Origin of the sequence: Arthrobacter sp. UYCu712, from assembly GCF_040547005.1 — a bacterium.
GTDB lineage: Bacteria > Actinomycetota > Actinomycetes > Actinomycetales > Micrococcaceae > Arthrobacter.
This window is the reverse complement of sequence record NZ_JBEPOZ010000008.1, coordinates 1-21,594: the sequence shown is the minus strand read 5'-3', so window position 1 is coordinate 21,594 and position 21,594 is coordinate 1. Positions and strand designations below refer to the sequence as shown.

The window sequence follows — 21,594 nt, the reverse complement described above, 5'->3', positions numbered from 1 at the left end:
CGGGCCACCGGCCTCGGGAATCATCGGGGCACTTCAACCATTGAAGAGAGCATGAAAACTTTTGTCCTCGGCGGAGGCTGCTTCTGGTGCCTCGACGCCGTCTACCAGAAAACCAAGGGTGTCAGCGCTGTCGTTTCGGGCTACACCGGAGGCCATGACCGCCATCCCGACTACTACGCCGTCTGCTCCGGAACCACCGGCCACGCCGAGGTGGTGGCGGTGACATTCGACGAGGACGTGATCCCGGCGGAAGTCATCCTGGACATGTTCTTCGCGCTGCACGACCCCACAACACTCAACCGCCAGGGCTACGACGTCGGCACGCAGTACCGCTCGTCGATGTTCTACGAGACCACGGAGGAGAAGATCCTCTTTGAAGAGGCGATCGAACGGAACCAGCAGCTGTGGGACGACCCGATCGTGACGGAGGTCAGCCGGCTGCCGGAGTTCCATGTAGCGGAGACCATCCATCAGGACTTCTACGCGAAGTATCCGGAACAGGGCTACTGCCAGGTGATCATCAACCCGAAGCTCGCCAAGGCCAGGAAATATTACTCTGCATGGCTTAATGCTTAGCTAGGCCCCGCAGGCCATCGTTAGGCTGACCTTAGTATTCACCCTTCTCCAGATAGGCACATATACCCATGGCACGGATCTATGACGATGTTACGCAGCTGGTTGGCGGCACCCCGCTGGTCCGGCTGAACCGGCTCACTGAAGGGCTCGACGCGACCGTTGCCGTCAAGCTGGAGTTCTACAACCCGGCAAACAGCGTCAAGGACCGGATCGGCGTCGCCATCATCGACGCGGCCGAAAAGGCCGGGGCCCTCCAGCCCGGCGGCACCATTGTGGAAGGCACGTCCGGCAACACCGGCATCGCGCTGGCCATGGTGGGCGCGGCCCGCGGCTACAAAGTCATCCTGTCCATGCCGGAGACCATGTCCACCGAGCGCCGTGTCATGCTCCGCGCCTATGGCGCCGAGATTGTGCTCACTCCCGGCTCCGAGGGCATGCGCGGTGCGGTGGAGAAGGCCCAGGAGATCGTCGCCAACACGGAGAACTCCATCTGGGCGCAGCAGTTCGCCAACGAGGCCAATCCGGAGGTGCACCGCACCACCACAGCCGAGGAAATCTGGTCCGACACCGACGGCCAGGTGGACATCTTCGTCGCCGGCGTCGGCACCGGCGGAACCGTCACCGGCGTCGGCCAGGTCCTCAAGGCGCGCAAGCCCGACGTGCAGATCGTCGCCGTCGAGCCGAAGGACTCCGCCATCCTCAACGGCGGCGCCCCGGGCCCGCACAAGATCCAGGGCCTCGGCGCCAACTTCGTTCCGGAAATCCTGGACACCAACGTCTACGACGAGGTCATCGACGCCACCCTCGAGGACTCGGTCCGGGTGGCGCGCGAGCTCGGAGTCAAGGAAGGCATCCTGGGCGGCATCTCCTCCGGCGCGATCGTCTGGGCCGCCCTGGAGCTCGCCAAGCGCCCGGAGAACGCCGGTAAGCTGATTGTGGCTGTTGTCTGCGACTTCGGTGAGCGCTACATCTCCACCGTGCTCTATGACGACATCCGCGGCTGAGTCCCAGCCCGTAGTCACACGATTCCCCAGAAAGGTCTTTGTGAGCTTCTTCGCAAGACTTAAGGAAGACCTCGACGCCGCCCGGTCGCATGACCCGGCGGCTCGAGGTTCTTTTGAGAACTTCTTCGCCTATTCCGGCCTGCACGCCATCTGGTTCCACCGCCTGACACACCGGATGTGGCAGAACCCCGCGCTGCGGTTCCCGGCCCGGCTGATCTCCCAGCTGGCCCGCTTCCTCACCGGGATCGAGATCCACCCCGGCGCGACCATCGGCCGGCGCTTCTTCATCGACCACGGCATGGGCGTGGTCATCGGCGAGACAGCCGAGATCGGCGAGGACGTCATGCTCTATCACGGCGTCACACTTGGCGGACGCTCGCTGGCCAAGATCAAGAGGCACCCCACGCTCGAGGACCGCGTGGTCATCGGCGCCGGGGCCAAGATCCTGGGCCCCATCACGATCGGCCGGGACAGCGCCGTCGGCGCCAACGCCGTCGTCGTCAAGGACGCCCCGGCGGAGTCGATCGTCACCGGCGTGCCGGCGACCTGGCGGCACCGCGACGCGCAGCGGGAGACCAAACCCGCCGTCGACCCGGCCGAATACCTGATCGAGTACCGGATCTAGGCAGTCCTAGGCGGGGAACCGCTTGTAGATGCTCCAGAGCACGGCATCGAATGCCCGGTCCGGCAGGAGGCGGCGCAGCAGCAGGATGGTCCGTGCGTTCCGGCCGACCGGATAGCGGGTTTTGGGCCGTACCGCGGTGGCGGCATGCACGATCGCCTCCGCCACCACCTCCGGGCCCGAGGACTGGCCGGCCTTGTCAGTGGTGGCCAGCGCCGCCGCCACCATCACGGCCTGCGCCGCGTAGGGCCCGTCCGCGGAACTCGCCAGCAGGCCCTTCGCGGAAATCGCGCCCCATTCGGACTGCGTGCCGGCCGGTTCGATGATGGACACGCCGATGCCGTGCGGCTTGAGCTCGATCCGCAACGAATCGCTGAGGCCCTCGACGGCAAACTTCGTGGCGTGGTACCAGGCGCCGAGCGGCTCGTACATCTTTCCGCCGATCGAGGACACGTTGATGATCCGCCCGCGCCGCGCCTCCCGCATGGCCGGAATCACCAGCTGCGTCATCCGGGCCAGGCCGAACACATTGACGTCGAACTGCCGCCGGCCCTCGGCCAGCTCCACCTCCTCAAGCGAGCCGTAGGAACCGTAGCCGGCGTTGTTGACCAGGACATCGATCCGGCCGTGCACCGCAAGAACCCCTCCGACGGCGGCGCTCATCGAGGCCTCGTCCGTCACGTCCAGGGCCACGACCATAACGCCATAGGCCTTCAACGGCTCCATTTTCTCCACGCGGCGGGCCCCGGCATAGACCGTGAAGCCGGCCGCGGCGAGCTTCCTCGCTGTTTCGAAGCCGATCCCGGTGGAGGCACCGGTGACAAACGCTACGGGCTGGGACATTGACTGGACTCCTTGGGCAGGGTGCGGCCAAAAACACGAACGGCCGGCGCCCCCAGAGTATCGGGAAGCGCCGGCCGTTCGTGCCGGAAGGTGGCGGGGACTAATGCGTGTCCACTGCCTCGATCTCGGACTTGTCTTCGCCCCAGAGGGTGTGGAACGTGCCCTCGGCGTCGACGCGGCCGTAAGTGTGCGCGCCGAAGAGGTCACGCTGGCCCTGGATCACGGCGGCCGGAAGGCGCTTGCGGCGCAGGCCGTCGTAGTAGGCCAGCGAGGAGGAGAACACCGGCACCGGGATGCCGAGCTGGACCGCCGTGGAAACCACGCGGCGCCACGCCGGCAGGACGTCGGCAATGGCTTTGGTGAACGCCGGGGCGAAGAGCAGGTTGGCCGGCTTCACCTCCGCGGCGTACGCCTTGGTGATTTCCTTGAGCAGTTCCGCACGGATAATGCAGCCGCCGCGCCACAGCGAGGCGATCTCGTCCAGCTTCAGGTCCCAGCCGTACTCCTTGGCGGCGGAGGTGAGCATGTCCAGCCCCTGCGCGTAGGAGACCAGCTTGGAGGCGTAGAGTGCCTGGCGGACGTCCTCCACGAAGGTGTCGGGGACGTCGATGTCGGCCTCGGCACCTGCCAGGAGTTCCTGGGCCAGCTTGCGCTGCTCCGTCTGGGAGGACAGGGCGCGGGCGAAGACGGATTCGGCGATGCCCGACGTCGGCGAGCCGAGCTCGAGTGCCGAAATGACCGTCCAGCGGCCGGTTCCCTTCTGGCCGGCAGCGTCCACCACGACGTCGACGAACGGCTTGCCGGTCTTGGCATCGACGTGTCCGAGGACCTCGGCGGAAATCTCGATCAGGAAGGAAGCGAGGTCGCCCTTGTTCCACTCTTCGAAGATCGTCGCCTGCTCGGCCGGCTCGATCCCCGCTCCGGAGCGCAGCAGGTCGAACGCTTCACCGATGACCTGCATGTCCGCGTATTCGATGCCGTTGTGGACCATCTTGACGAAGTGGCCGGCGCCGTCGGTGCCGATCCAGGCGCAGCAGGGCTTGCCGTCCACGTGCGCGGCGATCTTTTCCAGCAGCGGGCCGAGGGCCGCGTAGGACTCCTTGGAGCCGCCAGGCATGATCGAGGGGCCGTTGAGGGCTCCTTCCTCGCCGCCCGAGACGCCGATGCCGACGAAGTGCAGGTCCTTCTTGGCGAGCGCGGCCTCGCGGCGGCGGGTGTCCTCGTAGTGCGAGTTGCCGGCGTCGATGATGATGTCGCCCGCCTCCAGGAGCGGCTCGAGCTGCTCGATCACGGAGTCGACCGGCTTGCCGGCCTTGACCATGATGAGCACGCGGCGCGGCTTCTCCAGCGAATCAACGAGTTCCTGGAGCGTCTCCGTGCGGACGAAGTCGCCGTCCTGGCCGTGCTTGGCCAGGAGAGCGTCAGTCTTCGCGACGGACCGGTTGTGCAGGGCAACGGTGAAGCCGTTCCGGGCCAGGTTGCGGGCGAGGTTGGCCCCCATCACCGCAAGGCCGGTGACACCGATGTGTGCTGACATCAAAACTCCAATTCATTTTTGTGCAACGAGTGCATTTCGTCCCGCACTTCATGCGGAACACGCTTTTGGCAACAGTGGCTGTCAATAAACCATATGTATTTCCGCGGGCTACGGGAAAGCAGCGCCCACGTGGCGGAACAACGGCGCGTCACAAACAGTCTATGATTTCCGGCGCATACCCCCGCCGGTCGGGTCAGGAAGCGCGGCGGATCGGCGGCTGACCAGTAGCTGGACCGGCGACGGGACCGGCGGCCGGATGGTCCGCGCCGCATTATGCTTACGACTATGTCAACCAGTCTCCACCACCGCGCCATCGAGCATCTGGGCGCCCGCATCGTCGCGGGTGATCTCCCCGCCGGCCACGTCATGCTGGCCGAGCAACTTGAGGAAGAGCTCAGCGTCTCCCGTTCGGTGGTGCGTGAGGCTGTGCGCGTCCTGCAGTCCCTGGGCCTGGTCGAGACCATCAAACGGGTGGGAATCCGGGTCCTGCCGGCCAACCGGTGGAACCCCTTCGATCCCCTCGTGATCCGCTGGCGGCTGGCCGGTGCGGGACGCGGGGCCCAGCTGCGCTCCCTCGCCGAGCTGCGCACCGCCGTCGAGCCCGTGGCCGCCGAACTGGCCGCGGTCAACGCCCCCGAGGAGATCCGGCGCGAACTCGTGGAGATTTCGCATGCGATGCGCGACGCCGGCCACGCCGGCGATGTGCCCCGGTTCCTGGAGCTGGACATCCATTTCCACTCCGTCCTGCTCACCGGATCCGGCAACGAGATGTTCGCCAACATGGTGGGCCAGGTGGCCGAGACGCTGACCGGGCGCACGGTGCACGGCCTCATGCCGGACCATCCCCGGGAGACGGCTCTGCGGTGGCATGTGGAGCTCGCGGAAGCGATTGCCGCCGGAGAAGCCACCGCGGCCCGGGAAGCATCGAACAAGATCATGCGCGAGACGATCTCGGAGATGGAAGCCAGCTGGAAGAACCAGCCCCGAGTGTTCCTGCCGCTCGAGCGTCCCTAGGTGCGTGGGCCTCTGGAGGCAGCGCCTCCGCCGGGGCCAATCACTGCTCCGGCGCCGGCCTGAAGTCCAGCAGCACCTTTCCGGATTCGGCGGAGTTCCTGGCGACCTCGAACGCCTCCAGCCCCCGGTCCAGGGTGAAGGTGTGGGTGACTACCGGGTCCACGAACAGCGATCCGTCCGCGAGCGCGCCAATGACCTCGTCGATTTCGTCGTTGAAGCGGAAAGAGCCCAGCAGTTCAAGCTCACGGGTGATCGCCAGCGAGATCAGGACGGGCTGCGGGCCGGACGGCAGGAGCCCCACCATCACCACTTTCCCGCCGCGCACTGCGCCCTTGATCGCCGACGCCAGGCCATGATGGCTGCCGGAGGACTCGATGACGACGTCCGCCGCCACCGCCGCGATGGCCTCGGTGTTGTCCCCCCTGAGAACCTCGTCCGCGCCGACGGCGCGGGCAATCTCCAGCGGCCTGGCATGCATGTCCACTGCCACGATCCGCGTCGCGCCCGCGCGTTTGAGGACAGCAACCGCCAGCGCGCCGATGGGGCCGCTGCCGATCACGAGGGCCGTCTTGCCCGCCACGTCGCCGGCCCGGGAGACGGCGTGCCAGGCGACACTGGCCGGTTCCACCAGGGCGGCGGTCTTCAGCTTGAGGCCGGCCGGCAGGGGCCGGAGCATCCGGGCGGGCAGGGTGGCGTACCGGCTGAACGCGCCGTCGGTGTGCGGGAACCGTGCGGCACTGCCCAGGTAGGTGCAGCCCGGCGAGAGGTTCGGGCGGTCTTCGGGATACCGTTCGGCGCCCGGACCCGGTGTGGCGGGATGCACGGCGACGGCGGTGCCTGCCGCCGGGCCGGTGCCGTCCGCGGCGGCCTGGAGTATGGTGCCGACAATTTCGTGGCCGAGGATCAGCGGCGCCTTCAGCACCGATTCACCCGCGGCGCCGTGCAGCCAGTAGTGCAGGTCCGAGCCGCAGATGCCGCCGAACGCCACGTCCACAACGGCTTCATCCGGCCCCGGTGCGGACACGGGAACGTCCTCGATCCGCAGATCACCCGCGGCGTGGGCCACCACTGCGGCCGCTGTCGCCGGAAGGACTGTTACACCGCCCATCAGACCACCACCGTCATTCCGCCGTCGATGAAGATGGTCTGGCCGTTGACGAAATTGGAGCCGTCTGAGGCCAGCCAGACCGCGGGGCCGGCCAGGTCCTGCACGGTCCCCCAACGGTGCGCGGGGGTCCGGCCCAGGATCCACGAGTTGAACTGCTCGTCGTCCACGAGGTTCTGCGTCATCTCGGTGTGGATGTAGCCCGGTGCGATGCCGTTGATCTGCAGGCCCGATCCCGCCCACTCGGCCGTCATGGCCCGGGTCAGGTTCCGCAGGCCGCCCTTCGCCGCAATGTAGGGGGCGATGGTGGGCCGGGCGAGGTCGGTCTGGACCGAGCAGATGTTGATGATCTTGCCCCGGCCGCGCGGGATCATGTGCCGGGCCGCCTCGCGCCCGACCAGGAAGGCGCTGGTTAAGTCCGTGGAGATCACCCGTTCCCAGTCGGCGACGTCGAGTTCCAGCATGGGGACGCGGTGCTGGATGCCCGCGTTGTTCACCAGGATTTCCAGCGGTCCCACGTTTTCCTCGACCCAGGTGACGCCCCGGGCCGCCTCGGTGTCCTTCGTGACATCGAAGGCGCAGCTGTGCACCCGGCCGGGCGGATAGTCCGCGGCCATCGCTGCCTCGGCGGCCTTGAGCCGTTCGGGGTTGATACCGTTGAGCACCACCGTGGCGCCGGCGTCGGCCAGGGCCCGGGCCAGGGCGTTGCCGATCCCCCGGCTGGAGCCGGTGACCAGTGCGGTCCGGCCTGTCAGGTCAAAAAGTCCACTCATGGTTCGCTGATCCTCACTGGGTCTTGGCTGTTTTGTTGCATCCGGCGATGCCGCTGAGATTCGAGATTGCCTGCCGCACGACGGCGAGGTCCTTCTCCCCCAGGCCCTGGCGTTTGAGTTCCGCATAGAGGTCCACGCCGGCCTCCGCCATCGGTACGGCGGCATGGACGGCGGCGGCGCTTTCGAGGACGAAAGAAAGGTCCTTGTGCATGAACTTCGCGGGTCCGGTGGGCTCGTAGTCCTTCGCGGCGAGCCGCGGGCCGACAACGTCAAGGACCCTGCTGCCGGCCAGTCCGCCGGCAAGCACCTCGTAGAGGGCCGCGACGTCCATACCGGAGCGTTCGGCGAGTTCCGCGGCCTCGGCGAGCGCCGCCGTCGTGGTCCCCACGATGAGCTGGTTGCATGCCTTGGCCAGCGACCCGGAGCCCAGCGGCCCCAGCCGCCGCACCGTGCTGCCCATCCCCCCGAATAGCGGAAGGAGCCGCTGGAAATCGCCTTTATCGGCCCCCACCATGATGGCCAGGGTCCCTTCCACGGCACCTTTCGTGCCGCCGCTCACGGGAGCATCGACGACGACGGCGTTCCCGCCGCTCGCCCTGGCCACATGGGCCCCGAATTCCTTCACCGCTGAGGGCGAGACGCTGCTCATTACGACCACGGCGGTTCCGGCGGCGGGCGGGTTTGCGGACCAGCTGGCCAGGAGTCCCGCGGCTGCGACTTCGATGTAGGAGAGATCCGGGAGCATGAAGATGATGACCGGTGCGTCGCGGAGCCCGTCTACGTCGGCGACGCGTGCGCCGCCGAGGGCTTCGAACGCGTCTAGCGCCCCCGGCGAGCGGTTCCAGGCCGTGACTGCCCAGCCGGCCTTGAGCAGGTTTGCTGCCATCGGCGCGCCCATAAACCCCAGGCCCACAAAGCCGGCTTCCTTCCGGTCCATATCCATGCTGTACTCACTTCGTCGTGGCTAATCTTCGAAATCTGTTCAATATCCTAACCTCCATTCAGTATGATGAACACTATGACGCCTAAAACCACCGTCGCGATCGCCGTCCCGCTCGAAGCTGAGCTGGTGGAGCGCATCCGCGCAGTAGATCCTTCCGTTACCGTCCTCTACGAACCAGAACTGTTGCCGCCGGAGCGCTTTCCCGCGGACCACTCGGGTGATCCGGGCTTCCGCCGGACGCCGGAGCAGGAGGAGCGCTACTGGGCCATGCTCAACCAGGCGCAGGTGCTCTACGGGCTCCCCAACGAAAGCCCGGCGGGCCTCGCCAGGATCGCCGGCAGCAATCCCCACCTGGAGTGGATCCATGCCATGGCGGCAGGAGCCGGCGGTGCCGTGAAGGCGTCCGGACTGGATGCCGCCACGCTGCAGAAGTTCAAGGTCACCACCTCCGCCGGGGTTCACGCCCTGCCCCTCGCCGAGTTCGCCGCCCTGGGAATCTTCAACGGCTTCAAGCGCAGCGCGGAACTGGCCCAGGACCAGGCCGTCCGGAACTGGCCCGAGCTCCGCACCCCCACGCGCCTGGTCAACGGCTCACACCTGGTGGTCACCGGACTGGGCGAAATCGGCCTCGAGACAGCACGGATCGCGCGCGCGCTGGGCATGACCGTCAGCGGCACCAAGCGGACCGTGGAGCCGATCGACGGCATCCGGGACGTCACGGACAACGACGGCCTCGCCGGCCTGCTGGCTGCGGCGGACGCCGTCGTCAACACCCTTCCCGGCACGCCGTACACGGAGAAGCTCTTCAACCGCGAGGTATTCGCGGCCATGAAGCCCGGAACGGTCTTTGTGAACGTGGGCCGCGGCACCGTGGTGGACGAGGAGGCGCTGCTGGAGGCTCTCGACAACGGGCAGGTCTCGTATGCGTGCCTCGACGTGTTCGCCGTGGAGCCGCTCCCGCAGGACAGCCCGCTGTGGAACCACTCCAAGGTGATGGTGTCCCCGCACACCTCCGCCCTCAGCGCTGCTGAAAACCGGCTGATCGCCGAACGCTTCTGCAGCAACCTGCGGACGTTCCTCGACGGCGGCGAACTCCCCCACCTCGTGGACACGGTCCACTTCTACTAGGCCCCGCTCCGCACCAAGCACCCAGGGCGGCCCCACCGGAAACGGCGGGGCCGCCCCTTTGCTGTCCGGCGACACGCCGTCTGCCTGGCGCCGCGCAAACTGCCCACCGACTCGGGCATTCCGGTAGCACCAGGAATTTTGCGCGTCGCCAGGCGCTTCCCGTGTCACACAAACGGCCGTGGCCCCTTCCTGAGTGGAAGAGGCCACGGCCTGGAGTGTTCCGCAGAGCGCGGGCTGGGACGGCAGGAGCGCCTAGCTTGCGTCCTCGGTGAGGAGGAGGTCGCGTCCCACGGTCTCCGGAGTGAAGAACGTGGTGACAAACGAGATGAGGGCGAGGACCAGGGAGTAGATCGCGAGCACCAGCCAGGAGTGATCAGTGGCCGTCAGGAGCGTGGCGCCCACCAGCGGAACGAGTCCGCCGGCCAGGACGGCAGAGAGTTCGCGGCTCATGGCCACGCCGGTGAACCGGTACTGCGAGCCGAAGAGTTCGGGCAGGAGCGGGCACTGCGGGCCGAGCATGGACTGGACGCCAAGGGCGATGCCCACCACCATGACTACCCAGACCAGCGTGACATTGCCCAGCGTCACCAGGTAGAACGCCGGCAGCGCGAAGAGAGCCTGGAACAGCGCACCATAGCGGTACACGGGCACCCGGCCGAACCTGTCCGACAACGCGCCGAAGGTGACCACCATGACGGCGGCGAAGCCGGCTGCGATCAGCAGACCCACCGGGCCGATGAACTTGTCACCCGGGAAGATTCCGTCTTTTGACGCCAGGAAGGCGATGAGGAGGGCGGAGTAGATCGAGGAATTACCGTTCTCGCCCATCCGCAGGCCGATGCCGATCAGCACGTTCTTCTTGGAGTGCTTCCACAGCTGCCCGAGGGGGTTCTTGACCACGTTCTTGTGCTTCTCGAGCTCCTGGAAGACGGGCGTTTCCTTCAGCCGGAGCCGGATGAAGATGGCCACCGCAATCAGGAGCACACTCGAGAGGAACGGTACCCGCCAGAGCCAGCCTTCAAGGACGGCCTTGTCAGCCATGGCGATCAGGGCAAAGGTTCCGGCGCCGAGCAGGGTGCCCAGCTGGATCCCGACGAACGGGAGCGAGGCGAAGAAACCACGACGGCGGCGCGGCGCGACTTCGGAAATCAGCGTGGTGGCGCCTGCCTGCTCTGCTCCGGCGCCCAGTCCCTGCAGGATGCGCAGCGTCACCAGGAGGACGGCGCCCAGCATGCCGGCCTGCTCGAAAGTCGGCAGCAGGCCGATGGCGAAGCTTGCGGTGCCCATCAGGCCAATGGTGAGGATGAGGACCATCTTGCGGCCGAATTTGTCGCCGATGTAGCCGAAGATCATTCCGCCGAACGGCCGGGCCGCAAATCCGACCCCGTACGTGGCGAACGATGCGATCAATGCTCCGTCGTCGCCGAGCGGCTTGAAGAACAGCGGTCCGAAGATCAGGGCCGAAGCCAGCCCATAGATGTAAAAGTCGTAGTACTCCAGGGCCGAGCCCACGGAGCTGGCAAGAGTTGCCCTTCGCAGTTGCTCCGGATCGACGACGGCGTCGTCCGCATCAGCAAGCGGTGTATTAGTACGAGTTGTCACAAGCACTCCTCAAGAACACTCCAGACCCCCGTTGGCCTGGTGGGTTAGCAACAACCCCCTAAGGAGTCGATCACTATGTTGAACAGCGTACAACAGGCTGATCGATTAACCAATGTGTAATCGGATTTATAATTTGGGCGCCCCTGTAGGCGGAGTGACGGCGGCGGCCCTAGCCCATGGGGTTGCCGAGGGATCGGGCCAGTTCCTTCAGTTCTTTGACCATCATGGCGCCCTGTTCCTGCGAGAAGGTGGCCTTCAGTGCGGTGACTGAGAGGCCCAGGCTGGGGCCGTGTGCGCCGCGCGTCGGCACGGAGACGGCCAGGCAGACAACCCCCGTGGTTGATTCCTCGTCCTCGAATGCGTAGCCCTGCTCCCGGATGACGGCGAGCTGTGCCTTGAGCTCAGCCCCGGTGCGAATCGACTTCGGCGTCAGCACCGGCAGTTCGGCGTCGTCCGGGAACATCTCGGCGACGTCGTGGTCATGCAGCCGGGCCAGCAGGGCCTTGCCCACGGCGCACAGCGAAACGGGCATCTTGTCGCCGATGTTGGACGTGAGGCGGACGGCGGGGTGGCCTTCATAGCGGGCAAGGTAGATGACGTTGGTGCCGTCCAGCATGGCGATGCGGACCGTTTCTCCTGAAAGGGTTGGCGCCTGTTCGCAGAACCGATAGAACTCCTGGACCTCATCCAGGCGGCTGAGGTATGCCGCACCCAGCTCAACCAGCTTGCGTCCGAGCGTGAACTCGGCGCCTTGGCGCTTGATGAGCCCGGCCTCCTCGAGCGCAAGCAGAAGGTTCGACGTTGAAGATTTCGGAATACCGAGCCCCCTGGCAAGGTCACTGAGCGTGAGGCGCCCGGTCGCAGAATCAGCCAGCGCGTCAAGCACAGCGGCGGCCCTGATGACCGCCGGTGCGGGTGAGGCGCTGCCCAGTCCGTCGGAGGTCCGGGGAACTCGGGAATCGACCATGATTCTCCTTCAGGTAATTGCGCGCATCTCGCCAGCGCCTCTATTCGGGCGCTGTTCAGTCCGTTGAACACTAACCATCATAATGGCTGGTGCCGAAAAGCGCGCGCCCTGAGCGCGCCCTGAGGGTGGGAGAAACGGCGGGATAGCCTCTTTCACCGGCGGATTGGGTCAGGCTCCGGCCACCACGGGATTCGTCAGCTCGCCGATCCCCTGAACGAGGCAGGTTACAGTGTCGCCCGGCGCGATGCGCGCACACTCGGCGGGGAAGCCGGTGAGCACCAGATCCCCGGGGTGAAGGGTCATGAACGAAGTCAGGTAGACCAGGATTTCCTCCACATTCCAGCCGAGATCCGCCGAACTGGCCGCCTTGAGATGTGTCCCGTTGTGGTTGATGCCGATCGCCAGGTCGGCATCGTCGAGATCGGTGACGATCCAGGGCCCCACCGGAGTGAACGTGTCCTGGCTCTTGGCGCTGATCCACAACTCGTCGGATTTCTGCAGGTCCCTGGCGGAGACGTCGTTTCCGATAGTGAATCCCAGAATGGCCGTCCGGGCGTTGCGGAGTGTCAGTCCGCGGGCTCTGCTTCCGACGACGATTGTCAGTTCCGCTTCCGGGTCAACGTGGCCCACTCGGGGACCCAGCTGTATTGCCTCCCCCGGACCTACCACGCTGGTCGCAGCCTTGTGGAAGGCCTGCGGAGGAAGATTTCGGCCCGCCTGGCCCGTGTTGTGCGCCATGCCCAGGACATTGGCGGGAGCGCTTGGCGCCAGGAAGGTGAATGTGCTTTCTTCAACATGGGCACCGATCTCCCAACCGGCGCGGGGTGCGCTGGCTGAGTTTGCCAACGACCCGGGGAACGGCGTGGTGGTCACCGTCCACACCCTTCCTGATTCGCTTTCAAAGTCCGGGGCATCGTTGGTGACAAAAAAGTGCTCGGCCTCGGACACATGGGAGACGGGGCGGACTCGGGCAATTCGGCGGGCACTCGTGGTGGTCATCAAGACATCCTAGGTGCCCGGCCGGAGCGGGGGTGGAATGTGCCAGGCCGGGGTGCGGATGCCGAAGTCAGGGACTTTGTGCCCTTGTGCGCCGCAGTTCCGGCACTCGTGAGGCACCTCGACATATTTCCCATTTCGGTTCAATCACGGTATATTCGTTACAAGCCTTCCACCGCGGCATCCCCCAATAGTCGCGGTGGAAGGCTTTTCCATGCCCGGATTCCCCGTGTTAGATCCGTCCTCCGGAGCACGTGTCCCGGATCCGCCGGAGCACGCGTCCCATTGCCCCGAGGATGTCTGAGTCAGTCGCGCCGTCATGTTTCCGGCTAGGCCGCGTCCGCTATCGATTCGCGCAGTCTCCAGCCGCCGCCGAGTCCGTCCCGAAGCAGTTCCATGGTGGTCAGGGCCGATCCGTGATTGCGGCCCAACCGTGCCTGGACTTGCCAGACTTCCACGTCCACGCGGCTCAGGCCCTTCGGCATCCGCCGCTCCGCCTCCCACCAGCTCACCCGCTCAAACCAGCGGACGGGCTCGGCCCCGACCGTCCATTCGCGGCCGCCGCGGACCACGGCCAGGGGCCTTCCATCCGGGCCCGTCCTCACCATCACGTGTTCCATGCCCACAACATTAGGGCCGGGCTGCGACGTTATTGATGGGCCGGTTGTGGGGCTGGCGAGGCGGCCATCCGGGCGCCGCGGCTATACGGATGGTTCTGGGTGTGCGGGGTGGAAGTAGTGGTTGCGGCGGGGGTGTTGTTGGGGGTCCAGGTGTGGTGGCGGGCTGAACCAGGGGATCCCGGTTTTGAGTTGGATGGTCCAGTGTTCTTTGTGGATCAGATGGTGGTGGTGGGAGCAGAGCAGGGTTCCGTTCTCGGTGCCGGTGGTGCCGCCGCGGGACCAGTAGGCGATGTGGTGGGCTTCGCACCAGGGTGCGGGGATGGTGCAGCCGGGGAAGGCGCAGCCCTGGTCGCGGGCGGTGAGGGCTTTGCGGAGGTGCGGCGGGAAGACCCGGGAGGCCCGGCCGATGTCCAGGACCTGGCCGTCGCCGCCGAGCAGGACCGGGATGATGTCCGCGTCGCAGGCGATCTTGCGGATGGTGGCGGCGGTGACGGGTCCGGTGAACAGCAGCGACCCGGTCCCCGCGCCCGGCCGGCGGGGTGACTGACGGATTCCCGAAGTCGCGGTACCTGCCGGATCTGCGGGATCGGCCGGTTCTGCGGGATCTGGTGCGGCGCCGGTGGTGCCGGATGGGTCCTGGAGGCGGGTGAGCAGGTCGCGGTGGTCGATGGTGGCCATGATCTGCGGGCGCAGTCCGCCCGCGGCGGGCAGGCCTCCGGCGGCGAGGGCGACCTTGCAGGCGCCGACCAGGCCGTCGAGCAGCTTCTGCGGCCGGGAGCGGAGATCCAGGACCGGCAGCCCGGGCTCCTCTGGCGCATCGGCGGCAGGGCTGTGCCCGGAGACCTCACCGTCCGCACCAGACCCGTCACGTGTTCCGGCGGTGGCGGTGGTGGTGCGGGGGTTGGTGGCGGTGTTCATGACGGTCAGGAGGTGTTCGAACTGTTCGGGCGTCGCGTAGATCTCGAGGTGCTGGAGGCCGTGGCGGGGCGGGCGGATGAAGGCGCCCTGGATCCGGCGGAGGACTTCCTCGGACGGTTCGGCGCCGTCCGTGTCCAGGGCCTCGGTCCAGCCGCGGGCGACGCGGGCCAGGAAGTCCGGGTCGTGCTCGGCCGCGGTGCGGGTCAGGGTGTGTTCCATCCGGGCGGCGGTGGCCTCGTCGCAGAGGTGCCGGACCCGGTCCAGGGCCGCGGTGATGATCGAGGCGGAGCGGGACGCGATTTCCCCGGCGGCCACGGCGGCGCCGAGTTCCGGGTGGGCCGGGGGCTGGGACGCACCGGTGAGTCCCGGCCGGGGCAGCAGTCCCCGGGCCAGGCAGAGCCGGCGCTTCGCCTCCGGCGCCCCGATCCGCAACCTCGCCCGCAGGAATCCTCGGTGTTCCGGTACCCGTCATCCACCACCGCCGACACGTCAGCCGAGGCCGCCAATCCGGCGCTTCGCCTCGCCGGCACCGGCACCGCCACGACCGCCCCGTCTGCAGTCACTGATGTGGCTTTGGGCACTGACACCGCGCTGATGGAGGGATGCGTAGTTACATCCCCGGCCGCAGAGGGTCCCCGCCGGTTTCCCAGCCGCCGGGGCCCTCCCGCCAGCCGGTCATCCACGACCCTCCGCCCCCGGCAGTTGTCTGGCCATGCCGAAGGAGGAGACGTTTATGGTGCGCGAAAAAGACTGGGCAAGAATTCGCAGAAGGATCGATTCAGCGCAGAAGCATCGAAGGGAATTCGCGGCCTTCGGCTGGGCCTGCATCGGCGTAGCGGTGTCTGCGGTATTCAGCGCGATGTCCTGGGAGCCTGCATACCGCGTACTTCCCCCCGACCAGCGGCCGGACTTCGCCTGGGTGTGGCCGGCCATCCTCGCCATAGGGATCTCAGGTCTCGTGGTGGCTGCCTTCATGTTCCGTGCGGCTCACATATCAGCGGGCGCCGAAGGGGTCTCCATCCGCGACGTGCTTGAGGACATGGACGAGATTCATCCGCGGCCGGGAGCGCGACCTAGCCGCCCCGCGGTCACCGAGCGGCTGCGGAAGTACCGTCTGCTCCGCTGGTTCACCCGGACGGAGCCGACTAAAGAAGAAAGCGCCCCACCCTTCACGGGGTGGGGCGCTTTCGTGGCTTCCGGAGACCGGAAGGGATTTGGTCCGCCCCCCGACTTTTAGTTGCCCCGGGCCACATCCTTTTGCAAGCCCAAGCGGCGGGTGCGAGGCCCGCAATAGCCGGACTTGACTTTTAAACCCCTTCGGACCGACGTTGGGCCCGTCCTGCCCTACCCCCAATGTGGGCGGGACGTCCTAAGAGAATGCCCCCGCACCCGTCGCCTCAACGACGATGGCGGGGGCATTTTTGGCGCACCCAGGTCAGGTACGGTCGCGGAGGACGGGCCTTAGCAAAACTGACTGACCGGCACCCATGCCAGACGTACCGTGGACATGTCCGGTCGCCTCTCCCCAGCTGCGACCGGGCAGCTGAAACCCCCCGACGTCACTGAACCCGCCGCGGGGGTTTCGCATCCTCGGAGCCCTTTGTCGTCAGCCCGTCATTCGACTTGAATTTACCGACCCCCGCACGCTGGCGACTTGCAGCGTGCCATTGACTTTGTTGTCGCAGCGGTCCTACCTTAAAGCGTTCTGCTGGCTGTCCTATCCAAGCGTGGATCCTATCCAAGCCTGGTTGCACTACCCAAGTCGCCGGCGGGACGGTCTACCGGATCGCCCCCTCACCATTCCGCCCGGACCGGTGCGGGGGCGTTTTGGTCTCCGCCAGGACGATTCTGCCGGTGAAAGTCGTTTGGGCACCAGCAGGGGCCGCCCACTCCGCCGACGGATTCCTCAGCCTCGATCACCTCCAGGCATTTGTGAGCCGGCGCCGGACCGAGCCCACGCAGCATCCTTAGCCGTGGCGTCTTGGGAGCAGACCATCCGTGGAAGCATTCGGGGCACACGAGAGTCGACTGCATGGCACACATCTTACGACCGGCGGGCGGGATGAAAAGCCCCGTCCCGGCACCGACCCTCGCGGCAGTCGGCCGCTTCGGCTCGACGTTGCGCCCCGGACGCCGACTGTCATCCTCTGGACAGCGTTTGAGGCCGTGCGTACATTCAAAGGTGAACCCGATTGCGCATGGATCCGACCAGCTTTTAGTTCGTGTGCCCGCCATCCCGGGCCGCCGACACGCCCCGGGCACCAACCGGGCACCCGCCACAATCAGAACGAGGAGGAAACGATGTCACCAACGAATCCGTCCGATGCGCCCGACCGCGAAGAGGGAACTGCCCCCGGTACAGCTCGCGCCTTCGGTAGCGAGCCGCCGCTCAAGGAGCCCGCGCAGCCAGGGTCTGATGAGACCCCGAGGGACGCCGTGATGGCGCCCGAAGGCGTCGGCGAAAGCACCACCCGCCGCGGCGAGGACGTCGTCAAGCAGGAGGGCTCGGAGCCCGGACGGGAAGAGACCGGAACGGACCCGACGCAGGCGGCCCGGCCGACGGGTGAGTCCTCCCCCCGCGACTCCACCGGAGTCAATCCTCCGGAGGACCCCGACAGTGCCGCGCCGCAGCCGCAATAAACCTCTTCGGCCTGGTGTCTCACCGCGTTAGCAAACATAGTCATGTCGAACAACCCAGAACGTCGCAAACCCGTCGGCCCGGACCCGCGGGAGCACCCAATCTCGTGCCTCCACTGCGGCACCTACAGCCAACTGCTCATCACTTCCATCGTGCCCCAACGGCCAGTCTCCAAGGGCACGATGGAGGTTTTCTAGACCTGCACCGCTTGCGGGCTGTCCTATCAACAGCTGGCCAACGTCAGCCAGTTCATCGGGATCTCGAACCTCGCGGCGGGACGAAACGATGTCGTCATCCAGCGGCCAGCACACCCACTGCGGCCAGTCCATGCAACAAATCGCAGTAGGCGAAGTTCGGATCGATGGCCCGGCCCCCGGCGAGGCCGAGTCTGGGAAAACATCAACCGTGTACATCGAAATGCGGGTACTGGCGTGCCCCTGCGGCTTCCGCCTGATGATCCCGGACTTGAAGCCGGGACCGCGCGGATCCACGCCGAGGCGGGCGTTTAGCCGTCTAGCTACCATTGAGCCATGGCATCCTTCACCCTCGACGGCGTGACACACGAGTACCTCATGCCTGACCCGGACCACGGGCCGGACGATACCCACTCATGGACGTACGGCAAGTACCCGAAGGTGATGGCATCAGTCCCACTGGCCGGCGGCGGAACCCTCGATGTATACGCCCATGCCGAACGCTGGAACCCATCCCATGTCCTCGTGGCCTGGCGGGACGATAACGACCACTCGCACTGGGCATGGGTCCCGGCAGGCGACGTCCGCCGCGTCACCGACTCCGAATGGGACATCGAAGAATACCGGCGATGCCCCGAACACCTCCGCACGGTCCGGTGGGGCAGCCGGCCCCCCAGGCTTCCTGCCGGCTTGAGCAGCCGGGGAGATTCTAGGGAGCTTCAGCTCCCGCAGGCCCTTTGACCTGACTGTAACTCTACGGATCTCGAAGGAACAATGCTCAAGAAGTTTGCGGAACTCGACACGCCCGGGATCACACAAAAACCCCGCCACTCCGGGGAATATCCGAAGTGACGGGGCTGCGTAACACGGTGGGTCCTACCGGGATCGAACCGATGACATCCACGGTGTAAACGTGGCGCTCTACCAGCTGAGCTAAAGACCCAAACCTCGGTTTTGGCGCTTCAGCGCTTCAACCAACGAACAGTTACTGTACCGGATGCAGGACGAGGAACGCCAATCGAACCAGTTCGAACCGCCATGAACCACCCCCGCATCAGCCAGGAGCGGTTCAGAGCGGCGGAAGCTCGTCGGCCAGCCAGGTCAGCGACTCGCTGACCCCGGCATCGAGCTTGATGGTGGCGAGCGTATCGCCGCGGGTCTGCCCCCTGTTGATGATGACGACGGGCTTGCCGTGCTTGGACGCGTGCCGGACGAAGCGCAGCCCGCTCATCACCGTCAGCGAAGAGCCGGCCACCACCAGCGCGCCCGCCTCATCCACCATGGCGTAAGAGCGTTCCACCCGGTCCTTGGGGACGTTTTCGCCGAAGTACACGAAGTCCGGCTTAAGGGTTCCGCCGCAGGCCGGGCAGCGCGCCACAACAAAGGTTTCGATCAGGCCGGAGTCCTCCACGGTGGCGTCGGCGTCGGGCGCCATCTCCACCACGCCGGCCGCCATGGCCCGTTCCAGGAAGCCGGGGTTCAGCTCCTCCAGGACGCCGGCCAGCAGCTTCCGGCTGTATCGGCGGTGGCAGTCCAGACAGACCGCCTGGTCGAAGCGACCGTGCAGGTCCACAACATTGATGCTGCCGGCGTCCTCATGGAGACGATCCACATTCTGCGTGATGAGTCCGGTCAGCAGCCCGCGGTGTTCCAGCCGGGCGACGGCGGTATGGCCGCCGTTGGGGTCGGCGCGCCGCAGATGCGACCAGCCGATGTGGTTGCGGGCCCAGTAGCGCCGTCGGTTGTCTGCTTCGCCGATGAACTCCTGGTACGTCATAGGAGCCCGGGGTGCTGCGCCAGGTCCGCGGTAATCGGGTATTCCGGAGTCAGTGCTGAGGCCGGCGCCGGTCAATAACGCGAAACGGCGTCCAGCCAGGATGCTCCGGATCTCCCGCAATACTTCGAGTTCGTCCCGGGCGGGATCGGCAGCGGCGACGGGCGGCAGGCTGGCGAAGCCAGTCATGCCGATCCCGGGTCGCCGCTGCCTCACCGGGTCAACTCCCGGCGAGTCCCGCCAGGGCTGCGCGGTATTCGGCAAAGTCCCTGGCCTGGCCGCGCGGGTTCACCACCACATAGCGAACGATGCCGCTCGCATCGATGATGAAGGTGCCGCGCCTGGCCATCCCGCTTTCGGGGTCGAACACCCCGTACCTGGTGGCGGCGTCGCCGTGCGGCCAGAAGTCGGCGAGGAGGTCAAAGGTGTAACCCTCCTTCTCTGCATAGGCCCGCTGGGAGAACTTGCTGTCCACCGAGATGCCCACCACAACGGCGTCGGCGTCCTCGAAGAGAGCCAGGTTGTCGCGGATTTCGCAGAGCTCGCCTGTGCAGATGCCGGAAAATGCGAACGGGAAAAACACCAGAACGGCTGTCCGGCCCCGCAGGCCGGTAAGCGTGACCGGTTCGCCGAACTGGTTAACCAGCTCGAAGTCGGGAGCAGGCTCGCCGACGGCGGGCACGGTTCCGGCAACCGTGACGCTTGCTGAGGTCACTTGTTCTTCCGCGTGACCAGCCGGGTGGCGCTCCAGTCCCGGGAGACGCCGGCGGAGGTGGTGACGTGGAGACCGGCTGTGGGGGCCGCATCCTGGATGTCAGCCGGGGACACGTAACCGTCCCGGCCGGACTTCGGCGTCAGGACCCAGACAACGCCACCCTCAGTGAGAGTGGTCAGCGAGTCGACGAGGGTGTCAACGAGGTCTCCGTCGCCGGACCTCCACCAAAGAATGGCCGCATCGACTACTTCGTGGTCGTCCTCATCAAAGAGTTCCGAGCCAGTGAGGTCTTCGATATCGTCACGCAAGTCGAAGTCGACGTCGTCGTCATAACCGAATTCCTGAATCAGATCCCCGGTTTTGAAACCCAGTTTTTCCGCCACATTTACCGAAGTGGCGGCGTCGGCCTCGCTCACGTGTTGCTCCTATGCGTAGTGATTTCAATGAACCTAGTGATTTCCATTACTCCAAGCCAACACCCTTTGAGCCTGCGCTTCAAGCTGTTGGCTGCGCGATCCGCCATATTCTGCGTCACACACGGCAATCCGGAGGCCGCTGGGCGGCGCTTCGTCACACAACCAGTATGCCCGTGAAATACGACGTGGCCCCCACCCGACGGCTACGCATCCCTCTGCACTCACGGCTAGAGTGGCTGATGACGACTACGCCTGCGAGGGCGAACGCCCCGCTGATACAGGCAGGCTTAGTTGTGATTGGACCTTGCCCGGCGCACATGACCGGGCTGTTGTAACCGATATGTCGCACACGTCGCGTTCACGCCAGGCAGTTACCCTGCCGGAGCTGAGGGTGCCGATGAATGCGCTCAAAGAGAGGTTGGACGTGGCTGCAGGAGAAGATACCTCCCATATCCTCAGCGGGTTGACAAACCAGCTGCCTGATCGTGATCCGGAAGAGACCGCCGAATGGCTGGAGTCCCTGGATACCCTGATTCAGGAACAGGGCACGGAACGTGCCCAGTACATTATGCGCAGTCTGCTCCAGCGGGCGGGCGCACAGAGCGTCGGCGTTCCGATGGTCACCACCACGGACTACGTCAACACGATCCCGGTGGACCAGGAAGCGCCCTTCCCCGGCGATGAGGAAATCGAACGCAAGTACCGGGCGTGGCTGCGCTGGAACGCCGCGGTCATGGTGCACCGGGCCCAGCGCGCGGATATCGGCGTCGGCGGCCACATCTCCACCTACGCCGGTGCCGCAACACTCTACGAAGTCGGGTTCAACCACTTCTTCCGCGGCAAGGACCACCCCGGCGGCGGGGACCAGGTCTTCTTCCAGGGCCACGCCTCCCCCGGCATGTACGCACGCGCCTTCATGGAAGGCCGGCTGAGCGAAGAGGACATGGACGGCTTCCGGCAGGAGAAGTCCAAGGAAGGGCATGCCCTTTCCTCCTACCCGCACCCGCGCCTCATGCCGGAGTTCTGGGAATTCCCCACGGTCTCCATGGGCATCGGCCCGATGAACGCGATCTACCAGGCGCAGTCGAACCGCTACCTGGCGAACCGCGGCCTCAAGGACACCTCGGACCAGCAGGTCTGGGCGTTCCTGGGCGACGGCGAAATGGACGAGCCCGAGTCCCGCGGCCTGCTCCAGCTCGCCGCGAACGA

The 21,594-nt window shown here is 66.2% G+C and carries 22 protein-coding genes and 1 tRNA gene; 9 read left to right on the top strand and 14 right to left on the bottom strand.

Annotated elements, in window-relative coordinates; all coding sequences use genetic code 11:
• Window positions 1–51 precede the first annotated feature (51 nt).
• The 3 genes from msrA to epsC all read left to right on the top strand — a co-directional run bounded on the left by msrA (window position 52) and on the right by epsC (window position 2,205).
• Window positions 52–576 carry a peptide-methionine (S)-S-oxide reductase MsrA gene (gene msrA, locus ABIB51_RS09825; RefSeq protein ID WP_354187763.1) on the top strand — a complete coding sequence of 175 codons (525 nt, stop codon included), beginning with the start codon at window positions 52–54 and terminating at the stop codon, window positions 574–576.
• A gap of 68 nt (window positions 577–644) precedes the next feature.
• Entirely contained in the window at window positions 645–1,580 is a 936-nt protein-coding gene (cysK, locus tag ABIB51_RS09820; protein ID WP_354187762.1) for a cysteine synthase A, read from the top strand.
• A gap of 40 nt (window positions 1,581–1,620) precedes the next feature.
• Window positions 1,621–2,205 (top strand): serine O-acetyltransferase EpsC, encoded by a 585-nt coding sequence (gene epsC / locus ABIB51_RS09815; RefSeq protein ID WP_354187761.1) that lies wholly within the window; start codon window positions 1,621–1,623, stop codon window positions 2,203–2,205.
• 6 nt (window positions 2,206–2,211) lie between these two features.
• On the opposite strand, the gene ABIB51_RS09810 is transcribed toward epsC, so the two are convergent.
• Both ABIB51_RS09810 and gnd read right to left on the bottom strand, forming a co-directional pair.
• Window positions 2,212–3,045, bottom strand: coding sequence for an oxidoreductase (locus ABIB51_RS09810; RefSeq protein WP_354187760.1), 834 nt, complete (start codon window positions 3,043–3,045; stop codon window positions 2,212–2,214).
• 100 nt (window positions 3,046–3,145) lie between these two features.
• Window positions 3,146–4,582 (bottom strand): NADP-dependent phosphogluconate dehydrogenase, encoded by a 1,437-nt coding sequence (gene gnd / locus ABIB51_RS09805; protein ID WP_354187759.1) that lies wholly within the window; start codon window positions 4,580–4,582, stop codon window positions 3,146–3,148.
• A gap of 285 nt (window positions 4,583–4,867) precedes the next feature.
• On the opposite strand from gnd, the gene ABIB51_RS09800 reads away from it, so the two are divergent.
• Complete coding sequence (locus tag ABIB51_RS09800; protein WP_354187758.1) at window positions 4,868–5,596, top strand: FadR/GntR family transcriptional regulator; 729 nt, start codon at window positions 4,868–4,870, stop codon at window positions 5,594–5,596.
• Between the two features lie 40 nt (window positions 5,597–5,636).
• Here the strand turns inward: ABIB51_RS09800 and ABIB51_RS09795 are convergent, their stop codons facing one another.
• From ABIB51_RS09795 to ABIB51_RS09785, 3 genes are read right to left on the bottom strand one after another with little or no spacing between them, the layout of a single operon-like run.
• Window positions 5,637–6,704 (bottom strand): L-idonate 5-dehydrogenase, encoded by a 1,068-nt coding sequence (locus tag ABIB51_RS09795; protein WP_354187757.1) that lies wholly within the window; start codon window positions 6,702–6,704, stop codon window positions 5,637–5,639.
• On the bottom strand, window positions 6,704–7,474 hold the full coding sequence (locus tag ABIB51_RS09790) for an SDR family oxidoreductase (protein ID WP_354187756.1): 771 nt from the start codon (window positions 7,472–7,474) through the stop codon (window positions 6,704–6,706). Before ABIB51_RS09790 ends, ABIB51_RS09795 begins: the two co-directional genes overlap by 1 nt.
• A gap of 13 nt (window positions 7,475–7,487) precedes the next feature.
• The gene (locus ABIB51_RS09785) at window positions 7,488–8,411 is read right to left on the bottom strand and encodes an NAD(P)-dependent oxidoreductase (protein WP_354187919.1); all 924 of its coding nucleotides are present in this window, start codon (window positions 8,409–8,411) and stop codon (window positions 7,488–7,490) included.
• Window positions 8,412–8,480: 69 nt separating this feature from the next.
• Between ABIB51_RS09785 and ABIB51_RS09780 the strand changes: the two genes are divergently transcribed.
• Window positions 8,481–9,545, top strand: a complete 1,065-nt coding sequence (locus ABIB51_RS09780; protein ID WP_354187755.1) for a D-2-hydroxyacid dehydrogenase — start codon at window positions 8,481–8,483, stop codon at window positions 9,543–9,545.
• 252 nt (window positions 9,546–9,797) lie between these two features.
• On the opposite strand, the gene ABIB51_RS09775 is transcribed toward ABIB51_RS09780, so the two are convergent.
• From ABIB51_RS09775 to ABIB51_RS09755, 5 genes are all read right to left on the bottom strand, one after another.
• Window positions 9,798–11,153: an MFS transporter gene (locus ABIB51_RS09775; RefSeq protein WP_502916107.1), complete on the bottom strand. Its 1,356-nt coding sequence runs from the start codon at window positions 11,151–11,153 to the stop codon at window positions 9,798–9,800.
• A gap of 163 nt (window positions 11,154–11,316) precedes the next feature.
• On the bottom strand, window positions 11,317–12,114 hold the full coding sequence (locus ABIB51_RS09770) for an IclR family transcriptional regulator (protein WP_354187753.1): 798 nt from the start codon (window positions 12,112–12,114) through the stop codon (window positions 11,317–11,319).
• A 168-nt stretch (window positions 12,115–12,282) separates the two neighbouring features.
• A complete protein-coding gene (locus ABIB51_RS09765; protein WP_354187752.1) occupies window positions 12,283–13,113 on the bottom strand; it encodes a fumarylacetoacetate hydrolase family protein in 831 nt (276 codons plus the stop codon).
• 326 nt (window positions 13,114–13,439) lie between these two features.
• Window positions 13,440–13,730 carry a hypothetical protein gene (locus tag ABIB51_RS09760; RefSeq protein ID WP_354187751.1) on the bottom strand — a complete coding sequence of 97 codons (291 nt, stop codon included), beginning with the start codon at window positions 13,728–13,730 and terminating at the stop codon, window positions 13,440–13,442.
• An 81-nt stretch (window positions 13,731–13,811) separates the two neighbouring features.
• On the bottom strand, window positions 13,812–15,080 hold the full coding sequence (locus tag ABIB51_RS09755) for a DUF222 domain-containing protein (protein ID WP_354187750.1): 1,269 nt from the start codon (window positions 15,078–15,080) through the stop codon (window positions 13,812–13,814).
• A 301-nt stretch (window positions 15,081–15,381) separates the two neighbouring features.
• On the opposite strand from ABIB51_RS09755, the gene ABIB51_RS09750 reads away from it, so the two are divergent.
• The 3 genes from ABIB51_RS09750 (at window position 15,382) to ABIB51_RS09740 (ending at window position 18,221) form a co-directional block, all read left to right on the top strand.
• Window positions 15,382–15,885, top strand: coding sequence for a hypothetical protein (locus tag ABIB51_RS09750; RefSeq protein WP_354187749.1), 504 nt, complete (start codon window positions 15,382–15,384; stop codon window positions 15,883–15,885).
• Between the two features lie 1,064 nt (window positions 15,886–16,949).
• Complete coding sequence (locus ABIB51_RS09745) at window positions 16,950–17,288, top strand: hypothetical protein (RefSeq protein ID WP_354187748.1); 339 nt, start codon at window positions 16,950–16,952, stop codon at window positions 17,286–17,288.
• Window positions 17,289–17,816: 528 nt separating this feature from the next.
• The gene (locus ABIB51_RS09740; RefSeq protein WP_354187747.1) at window positions 17,817–18,221 is read left to right on the top strand and encodes a hypothetical protein; all 405 of its coding nucleotides are present in this window, start codon (window positions 17,817–17,819) and stop codon (window positions 18,219–18,221) included.
• Between the two features lie 129 nt (window positions 18,222–18,350).
• Here the strand turns inward: ABIB51_RS09740 and ABIB51_RS09735 are convergent.
• The 4 genes from ABIB51_RS09735 to ABIB51_RS09720 form a co-directional block, all read right to left on the bottom strand.
• Window positions 18,351–18,423 (bottom strand) — tRNA-Val (locus ABIB51_RS09735).
• Window positions 18,424–18,549: 126 nt separating this feature from the next.
• Window positions 18,550–19,443: an NAD-dependent protein deacetylase gene (locus ABIB51_RS09730; protein ID WP_502916106.1), complete on the bottom strand. Its 894-nt coding sequence runs from the start codon at window positions 19,441–19,443 to the stop codon at window positions 18,550–18,552.
• Window positions 19,444–19,474: 31 nt separating this feature from the next.
• Entirely contained in the window at window positions 19,475–19,969 is a 495-nt protein-coding gene (locus tag ABIB51_RS09725; RefSeq protein WP_354187745.1) for a peroxiredoxin, read from the bottom strand.
• A complete protein-coding gene (locus ABIB51_RS09720) occupies window positions 19,966–20,385 on the bottom strand; it encodes a DUF3052 domain-containing protein (RefSeq protein ID WP_354187744.1) in 420 nt (139 codons plus the stop codon). Before ABIB51_RS09720 ends, ABIB51_RS09725 begins: the two co-directional genes overlap by 4 nt.
• 397 nt (window positions 20,386–20,782) lie before the next feature.
• Here ABIB51_RS09720 and ABIB51_RS09715 point away from each other — a divergent pair.
• On the top strand, window positions 20,783–21,594 hold an 812-nt coding region (locus ABIB51_RS09715), incomplete at its 3' end, for a pyruvate dehydrogenase E1 component-related protein (protein WP_502916105.1).